The 17,144-nt window shown below is 58.7% G+C and carries 11 protein-coding genes; 5 read left to right on the top strand and 6 right to left on the bottom strand.

The window, feature by feature from the left end:
• Positions 1–5: 5 nt before the first annotated feature.
• The 6 genes from rodA to PFAS1_RS14900 form a co-directional block, all read right to left on the bottom strand.
• Complete coding sequence (gene rodA / locus PFAS1_RS14925) at positions 6–1,109, bottom strand: rod shape-determining protein RodA (protein WP_074880374.1); 1,104 nt, start codon at positions 1,107–1,109, stop codon at positions 6–8.
• A gap of 31 nt (positions 1,110–1,140) precedes the next feature.
• Positions 1,141–3,036 carry a penicillin-binding protein 2 gene (gene mrdA, locus PFAS1_RS14920; protein WP_074871193.1) on the bottom strand — a complete coding sequence of 632 codons (1,896 nt, stop codon included), beginning with the start codon at positions 3,034–3,036 and terminating at the stop codon, positions 1,141–1,143.
• A 10-nt stretch (positions 3,037–3,046) separates the two neighbouring features.
• Positions 3,047–3,514: a 23S rRNA (pseudouridine(1915)-N(3))-methyltransferase RlmH gene (rlmH, locus tag PFAS1_RS14915; RefSeq protein WP_007937439.1), complete on the bottom strand. Its 468-nt coding sequence runs from the start codon at positions 3,512–3,514 to the stop codon at positions 3,047–3,049.
• 9 nt (positions 3,515–3,523) lie between these two features.
• Positions 3,524–4,018, bottom strand: a complete 495-nt coding sequence (rsfS, locus tag PFAS1_RS14910; protein ID WP_008152812.1) for a ribosome silencing factor — start codon at positions 4,016–4,018, stop codon at positions 3,524–3,526.
• Between the two features lie 72 nt (positions 4,019–4,090).
• The gene (nadD, locus tag PFAS1_RS14905) at positions 4,091–4,717 is read right to left on the bottom strand and encodes a nicotinate-nucleotide adenylyltransferase (protein WP_162439956.1); all 627 of its coding nucleotides are present in this window, start codon (positions 4,715–4,717) and stop codon (positions 4,091–4,093) included.
• Between the two features lie 64 nt (positions 4,718–4,781).
• On the bottom strand, positions 4,782–6,053 hold the full coding sequence (locus PFAS1_RS14900) for a glutamate-5-semialdehyde dehydrogenase (protein WP_076029625.1): 1,272 nt from the start codon (positions 6,051–6,053) through the stop codon (positions 4,782–4,784).
• A 189-nt stretch (positions 6,054–6,242) separates the two neighbouring features.
• Here PFAS1_RS14900 and PFAS1_RS14895 point away from each other — a divergent pair, with 189 nt between their 5' ends.
• From PFAS1_RS14895 to PFAS1_RS14870, 5 genes are all read left to right on the top strand, one after another.
• Positions 6,243–6,941 (top strand): DNA-3-methyladenine glycosylase, encoded by a 699-nt coding sequence (locus PFAS1_RS14895; RefSeq protein ID WP_076029624.1) that lies wholly within the window; start codon positions 6,243–6,245, stop codon positions 6,939–6,941.
• Positions 6,942–7,118: 177 nt separating this feature from the next.
• Entirely contained in the window at positions 7,119–8,435 is a 1,317-nt protein-coding gene (locus tag PFAS1_RS14890; protein ID WP_076029623.1) for a bifunctional DedA family/phosphatase PAP2 family protein, read from the top strand.
• A 324-nt stretch (positions 8,436–8,759) separates the two neighbouring features.
• Complete coding sequence (locus PFAS1_RS14880; protein ID WP_156886721.1) at positions 8,760–12,203, top strand: calcium-binding protein; 3,444 nt, start codon at positions 8,760–8,762, stop codon at positions 12,201–12,203.
• Between the two features lie 61 nt (positions 12,204–12,264).
• Positions 12,265–14,616, top strand: a complete 2,352-nt coding sequence (locus tag PFAS1_RS14875) for a hypothetical protein (protein ID WP_156886720.1) — start codon at positions 12,265–12,267, stop codon at positions 14,614–14,616.
• 476 nt (positions 14,617–15,092) lie between these two features.
• Positions 15,093–17,129: a hypothetical protein gene (locus PFAS1_RS14870; protein ID WP_076029620.1), complete on the top strand. Its 2,037-nt coding sequence runs from the start codon at positions 15,093–15,095 to the stop codon at positions 17,127–17,129.
• Positions 17,130–17,144 lie beyond the last annotated feature (15 nt).

The following is a 17,144-nucleotide window of genomic DNA, read 5'->3' as shown; positions in this document are numbered from 1 at the left end:
CTTATTCAAACCTGAGCGATCCACTTGCGATGGGTATGGATCGACATCAAAACCCCAAACGCTGACAGCAGCGTCACCAGCGAAGTTCCTCCGTAGCTAATGAACGGCAACGGCACCCCCACAACCGGCAACAGGCCACTGACCATACCGATGTTGACGAAAACGTAAACAAAAAACGTCATTGTCAGGCTGCCTGCGAGCAATTTGCCGAACAATGTCTGGGCCTGGGCGGTAATCACCAGTCCGCGGCCGATCAACAGCAGGTAGATCAGCAGCAGTGCGCAGATGCCCACCAGGCCGAATTCTTCGCCCATGACCGCAATGATGAAGTCGGTGTGGCTTTCCGGCAGGAAGTCGAGGTGCGACTGGGTGCCAAGCAGCCAGCCCTTGCCGAACACACCGCCGGAACCGATGGCGGCTTTCGACTGAATGATGTTCCAGCCGGTGCCCAGCGGATCGCTTTCGGGGTCGAGGAAGGTCAGGACTCGCTGCTTCTGGTAATCGTGCATGACGAAGTACCACATGGCGACAGCCACCGGCACAGCGGCGGCGAGCACGCTGAGGATCCAGCGCCAGCGCAGGCCGCCCATGAACAGAACAAACGCGCCACCGGCGAGGATCAGCAGCGAAGTGCCGAGGTCCGGCTGACGCACGATCAGGATAAACGGCAAGCCAATCAGAAACAGACTGACGCCCACATGCTTGAGCTGCGGCGGCAAGGTGCGCTTGGACAGGTACCAGGCGATGGTCGCCGGCATCAGGATCTTCATGAATTCCGAAGGCTGGAAGCGGATCACCCCGGGAATGTTGATCCAGCGTGTGGCGCCCATGGCGTTGTGGCCCATGACGTCTACCACCACCAGCAACAGCACACCGATCACATACCCCACTGGCACCCAGCGGGCCATGAAGCGCGGCTCGAATTGGGCGATGACGATCATCGATACCAGACCGATGCCGAACGAAGTGGCTTGCTTGGCCAGCAGATCCCAGCTCTTGCCGCTGGCCGAATACAGCACGAACAGGCTGCCGGCGGCGAGGGTCAGCAACAGGATCAGCAACGGGCCGTCAATGTGCATGCGTTGCAACAGCGTCGCGCGGCGACGCATCACATCCTCGCTGGAGAGGATGCGGTCGAAATTACTCTTCACGGGCCGTAGCCTCCGCACTGATAGGGCTGGCGTACTCGGCCTTCAACCGACCGTCCTGATCCAGAAGCCAGGCGTCCATGATTTGACGCACCACGGGCGCGGCGACGCCGGAACCAGACTCACCGTTCTCGACCATCACCGACACCACGATTTGCGGGTTGTCGGCCGGTGCGAAGCCGACGAACAAGGCGTGGTCACGATGGCGCTCCTGAACCTTGGAACGGTCGTACTTCTCACCCTGCTTGATCGCAACGACCTGAGCCGTACCACTTTTGCCCGCGATGCGGTATTGCGCACCGATCGCCGCTTTGCGTGCCGTACCCCGGGCACCGTGCATTACCTGCTGCATGCCGTGGTTGACCTTGGTCCAGTCGGACGGGTCACGCAGGATGATGTCAGGCATCGGATTTTCGTCCACTGGCTTCGCACCTTCGAGGGTCTTGGCCAAATGCGGGCGATTCCACACCCCCTTGTTGGCCACCAGCGCCGTGGCCTGGGCCAACTGCAACGGAGTGGACTGCATATAGCCCTGACCGATCCCGAGAATCAGCGTTTCGCCTGGGTACCAAGCCTGACGCCGGGTCGCGCGCTTCCATTCACGAGTAGGCATCAGCCCCGGCGACTCTTCGAACATGTCCAGCGAAACCTTCTGGCCGATGCCGAACTTGCCCATATAGGCCGACAACCGATCGATTCCCAGTTTGTGGGCCAGGTCGTAGAAGTAGGTATCGTTGGACCGCATGATCGCCGTGTCCAGATCGACGTAGCCGTCACCGGTACGGTTCCAGTTACGGTATTTGTGATCGTAGTTGGGCAACTGGTAATAGCCGGGGTCATACACTCGGCTCGATGCAGTCACAACGCCAGCATCCAGGCCGGCAATCGCCACCGCCGGTTTGATGGTCGAACCCGGCGGGTACAGACCGCGCAGCACGCGGTTGAACAGTGGCCGGTCGATGGAATCGCGCAACTCGGCATATGCCTTGAAGCTGATGCCGGTAACGAACAGGTTAGGATCGAAACTTGGCGCACTGACCATCGCCAGCACTTCGCCGGTTTTCGGGTCCAGTGCCACCACTGCACCACGACGACCGCCAAGCGCAGCTTCGGCCGCTTCCTGCAATTTGATGTCCAGGCTCAGGACGATGTCCTTGCCGGGAATCGGATCGGTACGCTTGAGCACGCGCAATACGCGGCCTCGAGCATTGGTCTCGACTTCTTCGTAACCCACCTGGCCGTGCAGTTCGGGCTCGTAGAAGCGCTCGATACCGGTTTTGCCGATGTGGTGGGTGCCGCTGTAATTGACCGGATCGAGCGACTTCAGCTCTTTTTCGTTGATCCGCCCCATGTAACCCACCGAGTGCGCAAAGTGCGGGCCCTGCGGGTAGTGACGCACCAGCTGCGCGACCACTTCCACCCCCGGCAGACGGAACTGATTCACCGCGATGCGGGCGATCTGCTCTTCGCTCAGCTCGAACAGGATCGGCACCGGCTCGAACGGCCGACGCCCCTGGCGCATGCGTTTCTCGAAGATCACCCGGTCCTCGGGCGTCAGTTCCAGCACTTCGACAATGACGTCGAGCACTTGCTGCCAGTCGCCGGAGCGCTCACGGGTCATGCTCAAACTGAAGCTGGGCCGGTTATCGGCCACCACCACGCCATTGCGATCAAAGATCAACCCGCGAGTCGGTGGAATCGGCTGCACATGGACACGGTTGTTTTCCGACAGGGTCGAGTGGTACTCGTACTGAATCACCTGGAGGAAATACAGACGCGCGATCAGCACACAGATCAGCGCCACCACCGCAATGGCCCCGAACACGACGCGGCCACGCACCAGACGGGCGTCTTTTTCGTGGTCCTTGATGCGGATCGGCTGGGGCATGAGGGCAGAACTACTTGTGGTAAGGGTGGCCGGACAGGACTGTCCAGGCACGATACAGCTGTTCGCCGATCAGGATTCGCACCAGCGGGTGCGGCAACGTCAACGGCGAGAGCGACCAGCGCTGATCGGCCCGGGCACAGACTTCCGGCGCCAGCCCTTCGGGGCCGCCGACCATGAAATTCACCGTGCGCGAGTCCAGCCGCCAGCGATCGAGCTCGACCGCCAGTTGCTCGGTACTCCAGGGCTTGCCGTGGACTTCGAGGGTGACAACGCGCTCGTTCGGCCCGACCTTCGCCAGCATGGCTTCGCCTTCCTGACGGATGAAGCGCGCCACGTCGGCGTTCTTGCCACGGGTGTTGAGCGGTATTTCCACCAGTTCCAGCGCCAGCTCGGACGGAAGACGCTTGGCATATTCATGCCAGCCTTCTTCCACCCATTTGGGCATGCGTGAACCGACGGCGATCAGTCGCAGTCGCACAGCGGTCCCTTATTGCTGGTCTTTGTTGAGCTTGACGAAGTGCTCATGGGTGTTTTCCGGGCTGTGGTGAGCCGCGTTCAGGGCACGGCTCTGCTCTGCACCGGACCACAGACGCTCCAGGTCGTAAAACTGACGAGCCGAAGCGGTCATCATGTGCACGATGACATCATCCATATCCAGCAGGACCCAGTCACTGTCGCCCTTGCCTTCTTCACCCAGCGGCTTGACGCCCTGGGCCTTGACCGCTTCGCGGACCTTATCCAGCATCGCGCCGATCTGGCGGTTGGACGTACCGGTGGCGATGATCATGAAGTCAGTGATGCTCTGCTTTTCACGAACGTCGATCACCTGAATGTCCTGGCCCTTGACGTCTTCCAGGGCAGCTACGGCAACCTTGACCAGCTCTTCGCCGCGCAGCTCGGGGCCGGTTGGAACTTCTACTGGCAGTGGGGCGCTCTTGAACGTGCCTTTGCGCTTTACTTTAGTTACGTCTTTGTCAGTCATATAAAACTCGTTTTGCTCGTATGTTCGGGCGCTTCGGTACACGCGTTCACGTGTTTTGAAGCGCTCCCTTTTTCAGTTCGACGCACGGTAGAGACCGTGCGCATCGATGTAGGCCAGGACCGCGTCGGGCACCAGGAAACGTACCGACTTACCGCTGGCCAGCAGTTGACGGATCTGGGTGGCGGATACCGCGAGCGGTGTCTGCCAGACGAATGCAATCTGTCCGCTCGGCCCTTTGAGGGCCAGCGGGTCGCTCACCGAGCGTGCCGCCAACAGATTGCGCAAGGCATCCGGCGGTTCGCTGTCGGCATCCGGGCGTTGCAGCACCAGGATGTGGCAATGCTGGAGCAACTCTTCCCAGCGGTGCCAAGTGGGCAGGCCGCAAAATGCGTCCCAGCCCAAAAGTAGAAAAACCTGGTCTTCGGCGGCCAGTTCGGCACGCATCAGTTCCAGGGTGTCGATAGTGTAGGACGGTTTGTCCCGCTGCAATTCGCGGGCGTCCACCACCAGCGGTGCCACACCGGCCACCGCGCACTCGACCATCGCCAGACGGTCTTTCGCCGATACCTGCGGCGTACCGCGATGAGGTGGTCTGGCACTGGGCGTCAGACGCAGCTCATCGAGCGCCAGCGATTCGGCGACTTCCAGCGCACCGCGCAAATGGCCGATGTGCACCGGATCGAAGGTCCCGCCCAACATGCCAATGCGTCGAGGCGCAGGCTCGCTGGCGGTTACCGGGGCTGACAGATCGAGGTCGCCCAAGTCAGTCCGACGCCTGGCCGCGCAACTGGCCATCACCGACCACGATGTACTTCTCGCAGGTCAGACCTTCGAGGCCCACCGGGCCGCGGGCGTGCAGCTTATCAGTAGAAATGCCAATCTCGGCACCCAATCCGTATTCGAAGCCATCGGCAAAGCACGTCGGCGTATTGATCATCACCGAAGACGAATCGACTTCGGCCACGAAACGCCGGGTGTCGGCCAGGTTTTCGCTGACGATCGAATCGGTGTGATGGGAGCCGTACTTGTTAATGTGCTCGATGGCCTGGTCCAGCCCGTCGACCACGCGGATCGAAAGAATCGGCGCCAGGTATTCGGTGTGCCAGTCTTCCTCAGTGGCAGCAACCGCCTCGATGATCGCCCGGGTGCGTTCGCAGCCGCGCAGCTCGACGCCTTTTTCGCGGAACTGTGCAGCCATCGATGGCAGGAAATCCTTGGCGACCGATTGGTCCACCAGCAGGGTTTCCATGGCACCGCAGATACCGTAGCGGTAGGTTTTGGCGTTGAACGCGATGCGCTGGGCTTTCGGCAGGTCGGCGTGAGCACTGACGTAAACGTGGCAGATGCCATCCAGATGCTTGATAACCGGCACGCGGGCGTCACGACTGACGCGCTCGATCAGGCCACGGCCGCCACGGGGCACGATAACGTCGACGTATTCAGGCATGGTGATCAGCGCGCCAACGGCGGCACGGTCAGTGGTTTCGACCACTTGCACCACGGCGGCAGGCAAATCGGCTTCGGCCAGACCGCGCTGGATGCAGGCGGCAATGGCACGATTGGAATGAATCGCCTCGGAGCCGCCACGCAGGATAGTTGCGTTGCCGGACTTCAGGCACAGGCTGGCGGCATCGATGGTCACATTCGGCCGGGATTCGTAGATGATCCCGATCACGCCCAACGGCACGCGCATCTTGCCGACCTGAATGCCCGACGGCCGAAAACTCATGTCGCGGATCGCGCCGACCGGGTCCGGCAGAGCCGCTACCTGACGCAAACCGACGATCATGCCGTCGATGCGCTCCGGGGTCAGCGCCAGTCGCTCAAGCAATGCAGGCTCAAGACCATTGGCGCGGCCAGCGGCCAGATCCAGTTCATTGGCAGCCGTCAGCTCGGCGCGTGCGGCGTCCAACGCATTGGCAGCAGCCTGCAAGGCGCGGTTTTTCTGCGCGGTGCTGGCACGGCCGATGACGCGAGAAGCTTCGCGGGCAGCGCGACCCAATCGGGTCATGTAATCAAGAACGGACTCAGTCATGGTCTGGAGTGGTCTTTGCTAAGGTCTTGGTAAAGAGTAAAGCGGCAGATTATAGCTGTCGCGTCCCGGGACTAACAGCGGTGACGGGCGGATGGTCGAAATGGAGGGCAATTTGCCGACGTTCAGCCGTGATTAAGCTGCAAATTGTTATCATCGCGACTCAATCAGCCCTGATAAACGCCGTTCATCATGACTAACCTGACTGTTCGCACATCTGCGACGAGCCTGCCCAAGGGGCTCGCGGACGCATTTTTCGACAGAGATGCCCAAACGCTGGCCCGGGATTTACTCGGCAAAGTCATTCGACATCGGGTCGGCGACTTGTGGCTCAGCGCTCGGATTATCGAGACCGAGGCCTATTACTTCGAAGAAAAAGGCAGCCACGCCTCCCTCGGCTACACAGAAAAACGTAAGGCTTTGTTTCTGGATGGCGGCCACATCTATATGTACTACGCCCGTGGCGGCGATTCCCTGAACTTCAGCGCCCAGGGACCGGGCAATGCCGTGCTGATCAAATCCGCCTATCCGTGGGTCGATGATTTGAGCGGGCCGGCAAGCCTGGCGCAGATGCTGTTGAACAATCCCGACGCCCAGGGTCGCCCTCGCCCCTCGCAAAAGCTCTGCGCCGGACAGACGTTGCTTTGCAAGGCATTGGGCTTGAAGGTACCGGTCTGGGACGCCAAGCGCTTCGATCATGAAGTGTTGCTGGTGGAAGATGTCGGCCCGGCGCCCGCTCACATCATACAAACCACGCGCCTGGGCATTCCCCACGGTCGCGATGAGCATCTGATGTACCGTTTCGTCGACGCGGCTTACGCGCCGTATTGCACGCGCAACCCCTTGCGACGGGGGCAGATAGAAGGTCGCGATTATTTTTTGCTGACCTGAATTATTGAAAATCCATTGTGGGAGTGAGCCTGCTCGCGATAGCAGACTGATTGTCGAAGTAGATGTCGTCTGACACTCCGCTATCGCGAGCAGGCTCGCTTCCACATGAGACCTGTAGTGTTTTGAAGATTGCGTTCGTCCCTTGGGACCGATTGATTATTCAATGGAGTTGTTTTTATGGGCCCATGGCTCGATAGCGTGACCGGTTGGTTGACGGTCAACCCACAATGGCTGGCCGCGGCAGTGTTCATAGTGGCCTTTGTAGAATGCCTGGCGATTGCCGGGCTGATCGTGCCCGGTACGGTGTTGCTGTTCGCCGTGGCGGTACTGGCCGGCAGTGGCGCCCTGTCATTGAGCGAAACGTTATTGCTGGGGTTCGTCGCTGGCGTTCTCGGCGATACCGTCTCTTACTTCATCGGGCGACATTTCCATCAGAACATCCGGCGCCTGCCGGGGTTGCGTCATCATCCGGAATGGATCGCCGGGGCCGAGGCATATTTCCAGCGTTACGGCATCGCCAGCCTGTTGGTCGGGCGCTTCATCGGACCACTGCGGCCGATGCTGCCGATGGTCGCGGGGATGTTCGACATGCCCTTCCCGCGCTTCGCTGTCGTCAGCCTGCTGGCCGCCGCTGGCTGGACCGTTGCCTATCTGCTGCCCGGCTGGGCCACTGGCGCGGCGATTCGTCTGCCGCTGCCGGAAGGTTTCTGGCCACAGGTCGGGCTGGTGGTCGGCAGCATCGCGGCGCTGGTAGGCCTGAGCGTCAACAGCAGCGTGCGCGCTCATCGCCTGGTTACCGTATACATCGCCGGCCTCAGCCTGGTGATACTCGGTGGGTTGTTCATTGGCTTTGCGCATCTGAACGCCTTCGATCAGGGCTTGATGACGCTGATACAGGAGCACCGCAGCCCGCTGCTGGATGAAGTGGCGGTGATGCTCACCCAGCTCGGCGAGTTCAAAAACATGTTCGCGATCAGCGCGGCGCTGACGATCCTGCTGCTGGTTACCCGACAATGGCGACACATGCTCTTCGCCGGCAGCACGCTGCTGATCACCGCGCTGGCGAACACCGGAACCAAAAACCTGTTCGCCCGGATGCGCCCGGAAGTACTGGCCGATCCGCTGAGCAGCTACAGCATGCCCAGTGGTCATTCGTCCGGTTCGTTTGCGCTGTTCCTGACCTTGGCGGTACTGGCCGGCCGAGGCCAGCCAACGCGCATGCGCCTGACCTGGCTGCTGCTCGGCTGCTTGCCGGCTGTGTCCATCGCCATGTCGCGGGTTTATCTTGGCGCGCACTGGCCAACCGATGTCCTGGCCGGAGCGGTACTGGCGGCTTGTGTTTGTGCGGCCAGCCTGGCCGTGACCCAGCGCCAGACACTTTTGAACCCGATGCCGACCAAAGTCTGGTGGTTGGTCTTGCCGGTATTGATGGCAATGTTCGGCTTCTTCGCGCTATGGAATTTGCCTCACGCTCTGTTGCGTTACTCGTACTGATAGCGAAGGGCTCGCCGATACCAACCTGAATGCAGCTTCTCCTTTCGAAGAGAAGCTGTGAACTGCCTGGGCTGACCGCTATTACCGATCAGCAGATCGTCGTAGTTGATGAAACAGCGCCCCCTATTTATTGCGTTACTTAATTCAACCTCAACCTGCAACATCATTGCATCTTAAAAAAAGCGTCCGCGAGGGTATATAAAACAACGAAAGCAATAAATATGTACCGCACCTGTAACAACCATCTCAACAATACTTTTTCAACGCCAACATGAGGCCCAAAGAACCGAATTACATCTATATGAAAGAAGAGATATTCGAACCATGTCCACGCCATCCATATCCACCGGGCAAAATCCAACACTGCCGACAAACATCCGTATTACCGAAACGCCCCCTTCTCTCTCGGCACGAATGCCCTCCTCCACGCCCCAAGATGAACAACGTCGGAACAGACTCTTACTCCAGGATCAATTGAACGGTCCGATTCGCATTGGCGAATTAACCATCAGTCGCCAGGACTTGTATGACATGGGGGCAAGGCTCAATGGTCAGGTGATCAACGCAAATCATCCGATTCAGCTTGAGCCCGACCAAACGTTCATAAACGCTCTGCAATTTGATCCGGCCAAGGTCGAGGGCAGGCTGCAATCCCCTCAACATAGCGACACCTACGCGGGGTTGTTGTTTGAACTCGGCGTTCTGCGCTCGGCCAGCGCCCAATCTTTGCTTTCAGCATCATCCTCCGACTTGTCAGCGTCCATGCAAAGCCTTGGCAAACTGCTGGACTCCGCCCAGCAATTGTCATTGGGTACCCCATCGCTGCCTGAAAACCTGCCGAGCTGGGCCGACAAGGTCAAAAGCCGCAGCATGACCAGCATGGGCGTCGGGCTGCAGGGCTACGGCATCTACAGCGGCATCATGGGCACCGCAGAAGCACTGAAGAAAGGCGACCTGGTTGAAGCCGGCATCAACGTAGGCGGGATCACTGCCGAGGTGGGTTCTTTGTTCCTCGAGCGAGGTCTGGAAAACATCGGCAGAAACATGATGCTCAGTGGCGGCAAGGTGTTTACAGGGTTCAGCAAAACCAGTGCCGGCAAGTACCTGGCACGCGGCGCCGGCCTGCTTGCCAGTGTCCTGACTCTTCCCTTCGATATCTACACCGCCATCAAAGCGTTCAACGACGCCGCCAGCGCCACCGGCAAACAAGCTCAGGATCACTACTTCAATGCAGCGCTTAGCCTGACCAGCGCCGGGCTGAGTATTGTTCTGGGTATAGCGGCACTTGCCGGTTTCAGTGCCGCCGGCCCGATCGGGATTGCGGCGGGTGCCGTGCTCATCCTGGGTGCAAGAATTTACGGTGCCGCCCGCCAGGTCGATGACATCGACGATTACATTACATTGAGCACCCACGAACGCTTGCGCTCGGGTTGGTTTGCGTTCACCGGACAAACCATGGATCGAGACGTCCTCGACCGCTACCTTGTCGCCAAAACCGACAGCAACTACAGCGAGCTACTGAGAAAGACGGCCCGAGGCTGGCTGGACAACGAATTGAAAGACACTGTCGAAACGGTAGTGTTAGGCAGCTATCAAGTCGAATTGCAGACCGTCAAGCACTGGAAATACCAGTGGGACGATGCCGGCGGCGAAAGTCCTTACATCGAGGAAAAGGAAGCCGTCATCAAGGAAACCGACGACGCGTTCGATGCCAGTGAAGGCATCAGCCACCTTCCGGGCGCAATCATCGGCAGCGCGGGCGAGCACAAGGCCATCCTCTGGCAACTGGGAGGCGGCGACGACACCGTTGTGGGGGTTAGGGACAAACCCAACCAGTTCAGCTACGGCGCGGGAAAAAAGACCCTCACCGGTGGCGACAAGGATGATATTTTCAGCTTTCGGATCGCCGCCGACTCTCTCCAGCCTAGCGATCTGTCAGGCAGTCAGCTGCGAGGTGGTGCCGGCAATGACACGCTGCAACTGGAAGGCAAGGTCTCGCGCGACAAGCCGCATCAGGGCGTGCGCATTGACCTGCAAACAGGGCAACTGAACCTGCGCGCCAGCCCCGACACTCCGCCGCTGCGCTTTGAGTCTGTGGAGACTGTCGAAACGCTGGCGGACGCCGCGAATAGCCTCACCGGCAGTTCGCAGGCGGACCGAATCGTCCTGCGCGGAAACGCGGACATTGCCGACACCGGCGCAGGTGCCGACACGATTGTGATCAAAGGGCCAAACAGCCAGGCCAACGGCGGTCCCGGCGAAGATCACTACATCATCGCCGACAAAACCGGCGCCACCACGCTGATCGAAGATGGCCAGGACCCCAGCCTCATCGACCTCGACTGGACGCTCGAACGCATTCAAGGCTGGCGGGTCGAAGGGACTTCGCTGGTGCTGTCCGCTCTTCACGGGATAGATGGAGAACTGCCGCAGATCACCGTCACGGTCAAAGGGATTTATCGCCAGGAAGCCGACAAACGCCTGCTGCGCAACGACAAACTGATAGTGCGCACCAGGGATCTCTACTCACTCAAACCTGACTTGCCGCAACAGCTCGATGGCCGCGACAGCGTCGACGTCAACGCAATCATCCTGGCGCGGGGCAAACCTGCAACTCCGCCGCAACTGTTGAAGGGAGGAGACCATATCGCCTCCAGCGCACCGCACTCAAGCTACTTCGTCTATCGACATTTGGCTTCGACCGTACTGGCTGTCCGGCATGCAAGCGAAACGGCGCTCAGCACACTATTCCTGGATTACGACAGTCACGAATTAGAAGCCGTAGAGGCGCAGTACACGGTCAGGTCAACACGCAACATCAACTCCGAGTACCTGCGCTACCAGGACGTCAACTTGACCTTGCGCTTCATGGATCAAAAGCGCCTGACGCTCAAAGACATGGCCCGCGATCGCGCGGGGGTCGGTAGCAATGTCATGGGCAACGTGATCGCGTCAGGGCTGATGCGCACACACAACTTTGTGCTCATCATGCGCGACGGAATCTCCTACCGGGTAGAACTGCCACGCCACTCCTATCTTGAAGACCAACGCCAACCGGGTCGCAAGACGCTACTGACACCCCGCTCGCTGATTGAGCGTACCGGCCACTACCTGATGCAGCAACCCGCGGCCCATCCGCCCACCGTGCTTAAACCGCAGGACCTGAGAGTGGACATCCAAGCCGCCCCCCAGACCGGCATTCTCGTGCTGGAGGGGCAGGCCGCGACCTACGACATCCACCCGGCGGCCGATACCATCCTCAGGCTGTCGACTTCGGTCGCGATTGCCACTGCTATCGGTACTTCAACCTGGAATATTCATACACAGCACCTGAGTGAGACGATCGGCCGCGAGCACATCCGCCTGAGCGGCGCCCAGCTATGGGTCGGCCACCTCCTTATTCTGCTGCCCAATGACGAGACCGGTGACGCGCTGATGGAAACGGTGCGCGTTTTCACCTCATCCGGTCACCGATACGACATCGAACAGGAATTTGCCGTGGTGCTTCTGGCAGAAATCAATGCCCAAGCCTATTCCAGCATCGACGCGATCCAGGCAGAGATCAGGCTGCATCGCCAAAGCAACGAACCGATGACCGACCTGGTGCTCATCCGCCATCTGCAATTGCGTGACGATGACAGCAAAGCCATTTACTACGACAGCGTCGCCGAGGACTGGACGCTCGAAGGTGACTGGTCGCGCAAGCTGCACCTGGCGGACATGCACATCGCGCACTCCCCCACGAACGAAACCCCTATGGATCAATGATCGAATTGCGCCACACCTGATTTCATTCAAACACCGCTTCAACACTGGAAAGGATTCCAACATGGCACCCAAACCACCGATATCTTCGATACCCAAAATCAACCGGCCTGAGCTGCCGACGACGACCCCGTCGCGATTGCAAGCGGATGCGTCGCTGCCGGGCCCTCGCGTGAACACAGGGCTGGAGTCGATGCAACCTGCTGCCGGATGGCCTGATGGCACGCCCCATGCGCCTGGGCTGACACCCGGTCTGTTGCCCGACGCCCCGCAGCCGATACAAACACAGGCTCTCGCTGCGTCCACAGTGCCGGCACGTCCTCTCAGCAATGATCCATTGAATGGGTTTCGAGTGTCGGCCTACTCGGCAAACACGTTGCCCCCGCCAAACGACGCCGGCTTGCGAATCCATGCCCAACGCATGTACGCCGACATCCCGGGCAACGGTACAGTCCAAGTCAGCTATGACGCTGGCACGAACACATACCGGGCGCAACGTCGCTTCGAAGTGACTCCCAGCGGACCGGTATTGCACCTGAACAACGATGGCAAAAGCTGGAGCCTCACCCCGCTCGCCGCGGCGCCAGCAAACACGTCAACGACTGCCATCGCCCCACGCATCTACCTTGATAGCACACACTATGTCTGGAACCCGGACGCAACAAACCTTCAGGGATACGTCATTCTGCATCGAAAAAGAGGCCTGGACGAACACGTGGGACCCCAAACCCATACGGCCTTTCAGGATGACAACGGTTCGTTCGTCAAAGTCGAACCGGGCTCGACCCCGATCGACCAGCCGGCGGCCAAGCTAGCGGCATGGACCGATCGTGACCTGTGGGATATGTACGATCTTTCCGGTAGTGATATCACCCGTTTTCGCGACGAAGTCACGGTCACCGGGATGAAGCCACAGTGGGCCTCCATTCGACAGGAGCGGCTTCAGAAATCGTATCTGCTCGATGAACTTCGCCGCTGGTTGGCGCCACATATGAGCCGGGATGAATTTAACTGGCGAATGGAGCCTCTGAACTATTCGGTCGAGCAATGGGCGGTGCAACTCGACAGGGTCAGTCTCGATTCGGTCGCCAGGCGCCAACGTGAAGTACACAAGCGCAAGCTGGCCAACCCGCAAGCGCAAACCACTGCCGAGGCAAAACGCCCACGCCTGGCGGACGAACAATCCCCCACAGCGGATAGTCCCGCAGTGCCCGACTACGAGATCAAGTCCCTTGAGAACGGAACACTGAGGAAACAGCTGATCGAATACCTCCAGTCCTGGGCAAGTACGGACACCGGCTGGAAATCGCTGGAGGAGATCACCCGCCAGCTTCAACCCTACAACCTGTCGACGCGACAGCTCTCGCGCCTGATCACTGACGTGCAGGCCCAAGGGCGCATTCCCCAGTGGGTTGAGGACCTCAGACATTCCTCCATGGACGAAACCAACCCTCATCGGTTCGATGAAGTCTACGAAGAACTGTTGCCCGAGATACTGAACATCAGAAACCAGACAACCCACAACATCGACTTCGCCGCCAACTTCACCCGTCCATACCTCAATGCCCTGCTGACAAAGGCCGGCTACCAGCGCAACAAATACAACTGTTTATACAGAACCGATATTCCCGCCATGTTCAGGGGGGACGACCGCAACCCTTTCGAGTTTTTCAACGATCACATGCGTCCACGCCAGAACCACGGTACTGGTTCAACCACACAAAAAGCCGTGAGCGCAACGTTCAGTCTGTCGGTGGCAGGTGAACATGCTCGCGGCGCTTCGGCCGTGGAAGCGTTGCTGTTTGACTCTCAGCATCACAAATACCCGGGGAAAAGAATCGACTACAGTGGAACCCGCAAAAACGAAGAAAGTGACGAGAGCTCATCAAGCAGTGACGAGGACAACGATAGCTCGTCCGACAACAGCCCAGGTAACTCGCTCTTCTGGCTCCATGACAAAAACTACATCGCAAAAAGGCAACACCAGCGCTTCGGTTTTAACTATTTGCTCGATACCCGCAATATTGAAGTTGTGCCTGGTGAAGAAAACCTGGTTTTCAATGCCTATGCGCAAACCGAAAAAAAGACCGGTGAAAAGACCTGGTTTCCCGACGATTCATATGAAGGGCACATTTCAATGTCTGCGCGCGGCTTGAGTGCTGACAGGATCTGGCTGATCAACTCGAGCGGGACACGTGCAGCGAAGGTCAATGACATCTGCGCCCTGTACCTAAGTAAGCCCGAGTCCGCCAGGCACAGACCCAGTGCGGGCAGACCCATCGAAGAAAGAACATGGAGCGGTGATTACAACAAGAGGGAATATGATGACTTGATCGATGAGGCCGCAAACTTGGGCAAACCTGTCATCGAACTTCCGGACAGGGAAATATACTCAAACGACATTGTGTTTCCATAAAGTCCGCTCTGATCATTGTTGAATAAGACCGGCCCTCGACTTTTGGGGGGCCGGTCATCTTTCAGGCCACTATTGGAAAGGATTCCAACATGCCACCAAAACCACCAGTATCTTCAATACCGAAAATAAACATACCTGAACCACCCGCATTGAATCTGCCGCCACTGCATGGGCCAGGACACTCTGCAATCGTTCACCCAAATCTGCAGGCAGGCATGTCATCGAACACTACGCCGCCAGCCCCCTTGTTACCCATCGATGACGCCTCCCTGACTCAACCTTCTCTGCTGCCATCGCCCGCCTTAAATGTCCAGGACACTGCCACTGCCGGAGCACCAACCACCGCTTCCGGCTCCGACCCACTGCATCGGTTCCGTCTGTCCACATCCTCTTCAAACCTCTTGCCCGCCCCCGGCGCGGACGGGTTTAGAGTCCAGGCGCAACGCCGGTACGTCGACATTCAGTCCGGTGGAACGGTGCTTGTCGAGTTCGACGCCGCCGTCGGACTGTATCGGGCAAAACGGCGTAACGAACTGACGGCCTCTGGACCGGCGTTGCGGCTCAACCCAGACAGCAGGACCTGGCGCCTGGATGCCGAGTCGCTGTCCGGCGAGTCCTCGATCAAACCATCACAAGCGCCTCAACCGGCGTCTGCACAACAACCCCCCGCACAAAGCTACGTCGACATTGCCCACTACACCTGGGACCCACAGGCAACCAATCTTCATGGGTATGTGGTGATGCATAGAAAACAGGATGCGGACCCGCTCGTCGGTCCGGTGACCCAATATGCTTTTGTCGAGATCAACGGACACTTTGTCAAAGTCGATCCACCAGACACCCCGATGAATCAGCCTGCGCAGCAAATTCCCGCCTGGACGGACTACGACATCTGGGACTTTTACGGATTGCAGGGAGCACAGATCAGCCGATTTCGCGCCGAGGTCGCCAGTACCGGCAACAAGCCGCAATGGGCGCAACCGCGTGCAAACCGACGCCGCAAACCCCATCTGATCAACGAATTGCGACGCTGGATGGCACCTGACAAGCAGCAGGACGAATTTGCCGAGTTAATGGAGCCACACTCGTACGGGCAATTGAAGGCGATGTACGACAATGTGCAGCTCAACCGACTCCATCCTCAACCAACGCCCAAAAAGCGGCCCCAGATCGACGAGCAACCAGGGCCGTCTAAAAAACGCCCCTTGATCGAGGATCTATCGGGGCCCGGTTTGCCGGCGACACCACCGCGCCTGCCGGATACGCAGCCGACCACAGAGACGGGAAACACCACTGATTACGTCGAGATGGCGCGTATAACCGCAGAAGAAAGAGGCAAGCTTCTTGAACAGCTTCAAGTCCGGATGAACTTGCGAGGCCCGCACAAAACCCTGGATGAGGTGGCGGCGACGATGAAGCCTTACAACCTGTCGAACCGGCAACTCACACAGATGCTCGCCGAGATACAGGCCAACGGCACCGCCCCGCAGTGGGCCGAGAACCATAAACAAACGTCCATCGACGAGACAAACATCAACCGGTTCAACGACGCCTACGAGGAGTTGCTGCCTGAAATCTTCAGCCTGCGAAACCGCGGGCGGGGCTTTACGGATTTCAATGCCAATTACACCCGCACCTATCTCGATGGCTTACTGGCTTACGCCGGGTACAAGCGCAATAAATACAACTGTTTGTACCGTACCGATATACCCGCGATGTTCAGGGGCGATGACCGCACGCCTTTCGAATTTTCCCGGGACGGCCATATGCTCCCGCGCCAGGATCTCGGTGAAGGTTCAACGACACAAAAGGCTGTCAGCGCGACCTTCAGTCTGAACAACGCGAAACAGTACATCCGCCAATTCGGCAAGCAATCCGGGATAAAAGAACTTCTGTACGACACTCAGTACCACAAGTACCCCGGCGACTTGAGCCGAACCGAGTCGAGCGATACAGAATCCGTTGACAGTGCGGCAGACTCCGATACCGACAGCGGCTCGGACAGCGAACCGGGACGAATCACGGAGAAGGACTATTACCCGAAAAGACTCAACCAGAACATTGCCTTTTGTTACCTGCTCGACACCCGCAACATCGAGATCGTCCCGGCTCGTGAAAACTATCATTTCAACAGGGATGCGCTCGACGAATCGAAAAGAACCGGCGGTAAAACCTGGTTTCCCGATGATGATCTGGAAGGGCATATTTCAGTATCCAGCCGTGGCTTCAGCGCAGACCGGATCTGGCTGGTCAACTCGACCTTTACCCGCGCAGCTCGGGTCAGTGACATCTACTTGCAATCCTATGTTCACGCCGACCACTCAACCAGAGGCGAGGCTGACAGTATCGAAGAGCGGACATGGGCCGGCGCAAACAACCTGAGTGACTACGACATGTTGATTGATCAGGTGGCGGCGGCCAACAAACCGGTGATTAACTTTCCCGCCGGTAAAGAAGTGTTCTCCAACGACGTGGTCTTTACGCCTGACTTGATAACGCCGACAACCGCCTGATCCTGTCGGCAGACA

Origin of the sequence: Pseudomonas frederiksbergensis (assembly GCF_001952935.1) — a bacterium.
GTDB classification, from domain to species: Bacteria; Pseudomonadota; Gammaproteobacteria; order Pseudomonadales; family Pseudomonadaceae; genus Aquipseudomonas; species Aquipseudomonas frederiksbergensis.
The sequence above is the reverse complement of the archived record's forward strand: the minus strand, read 5'-3'. Positions and strand labels throughout refer to the sequence as shown.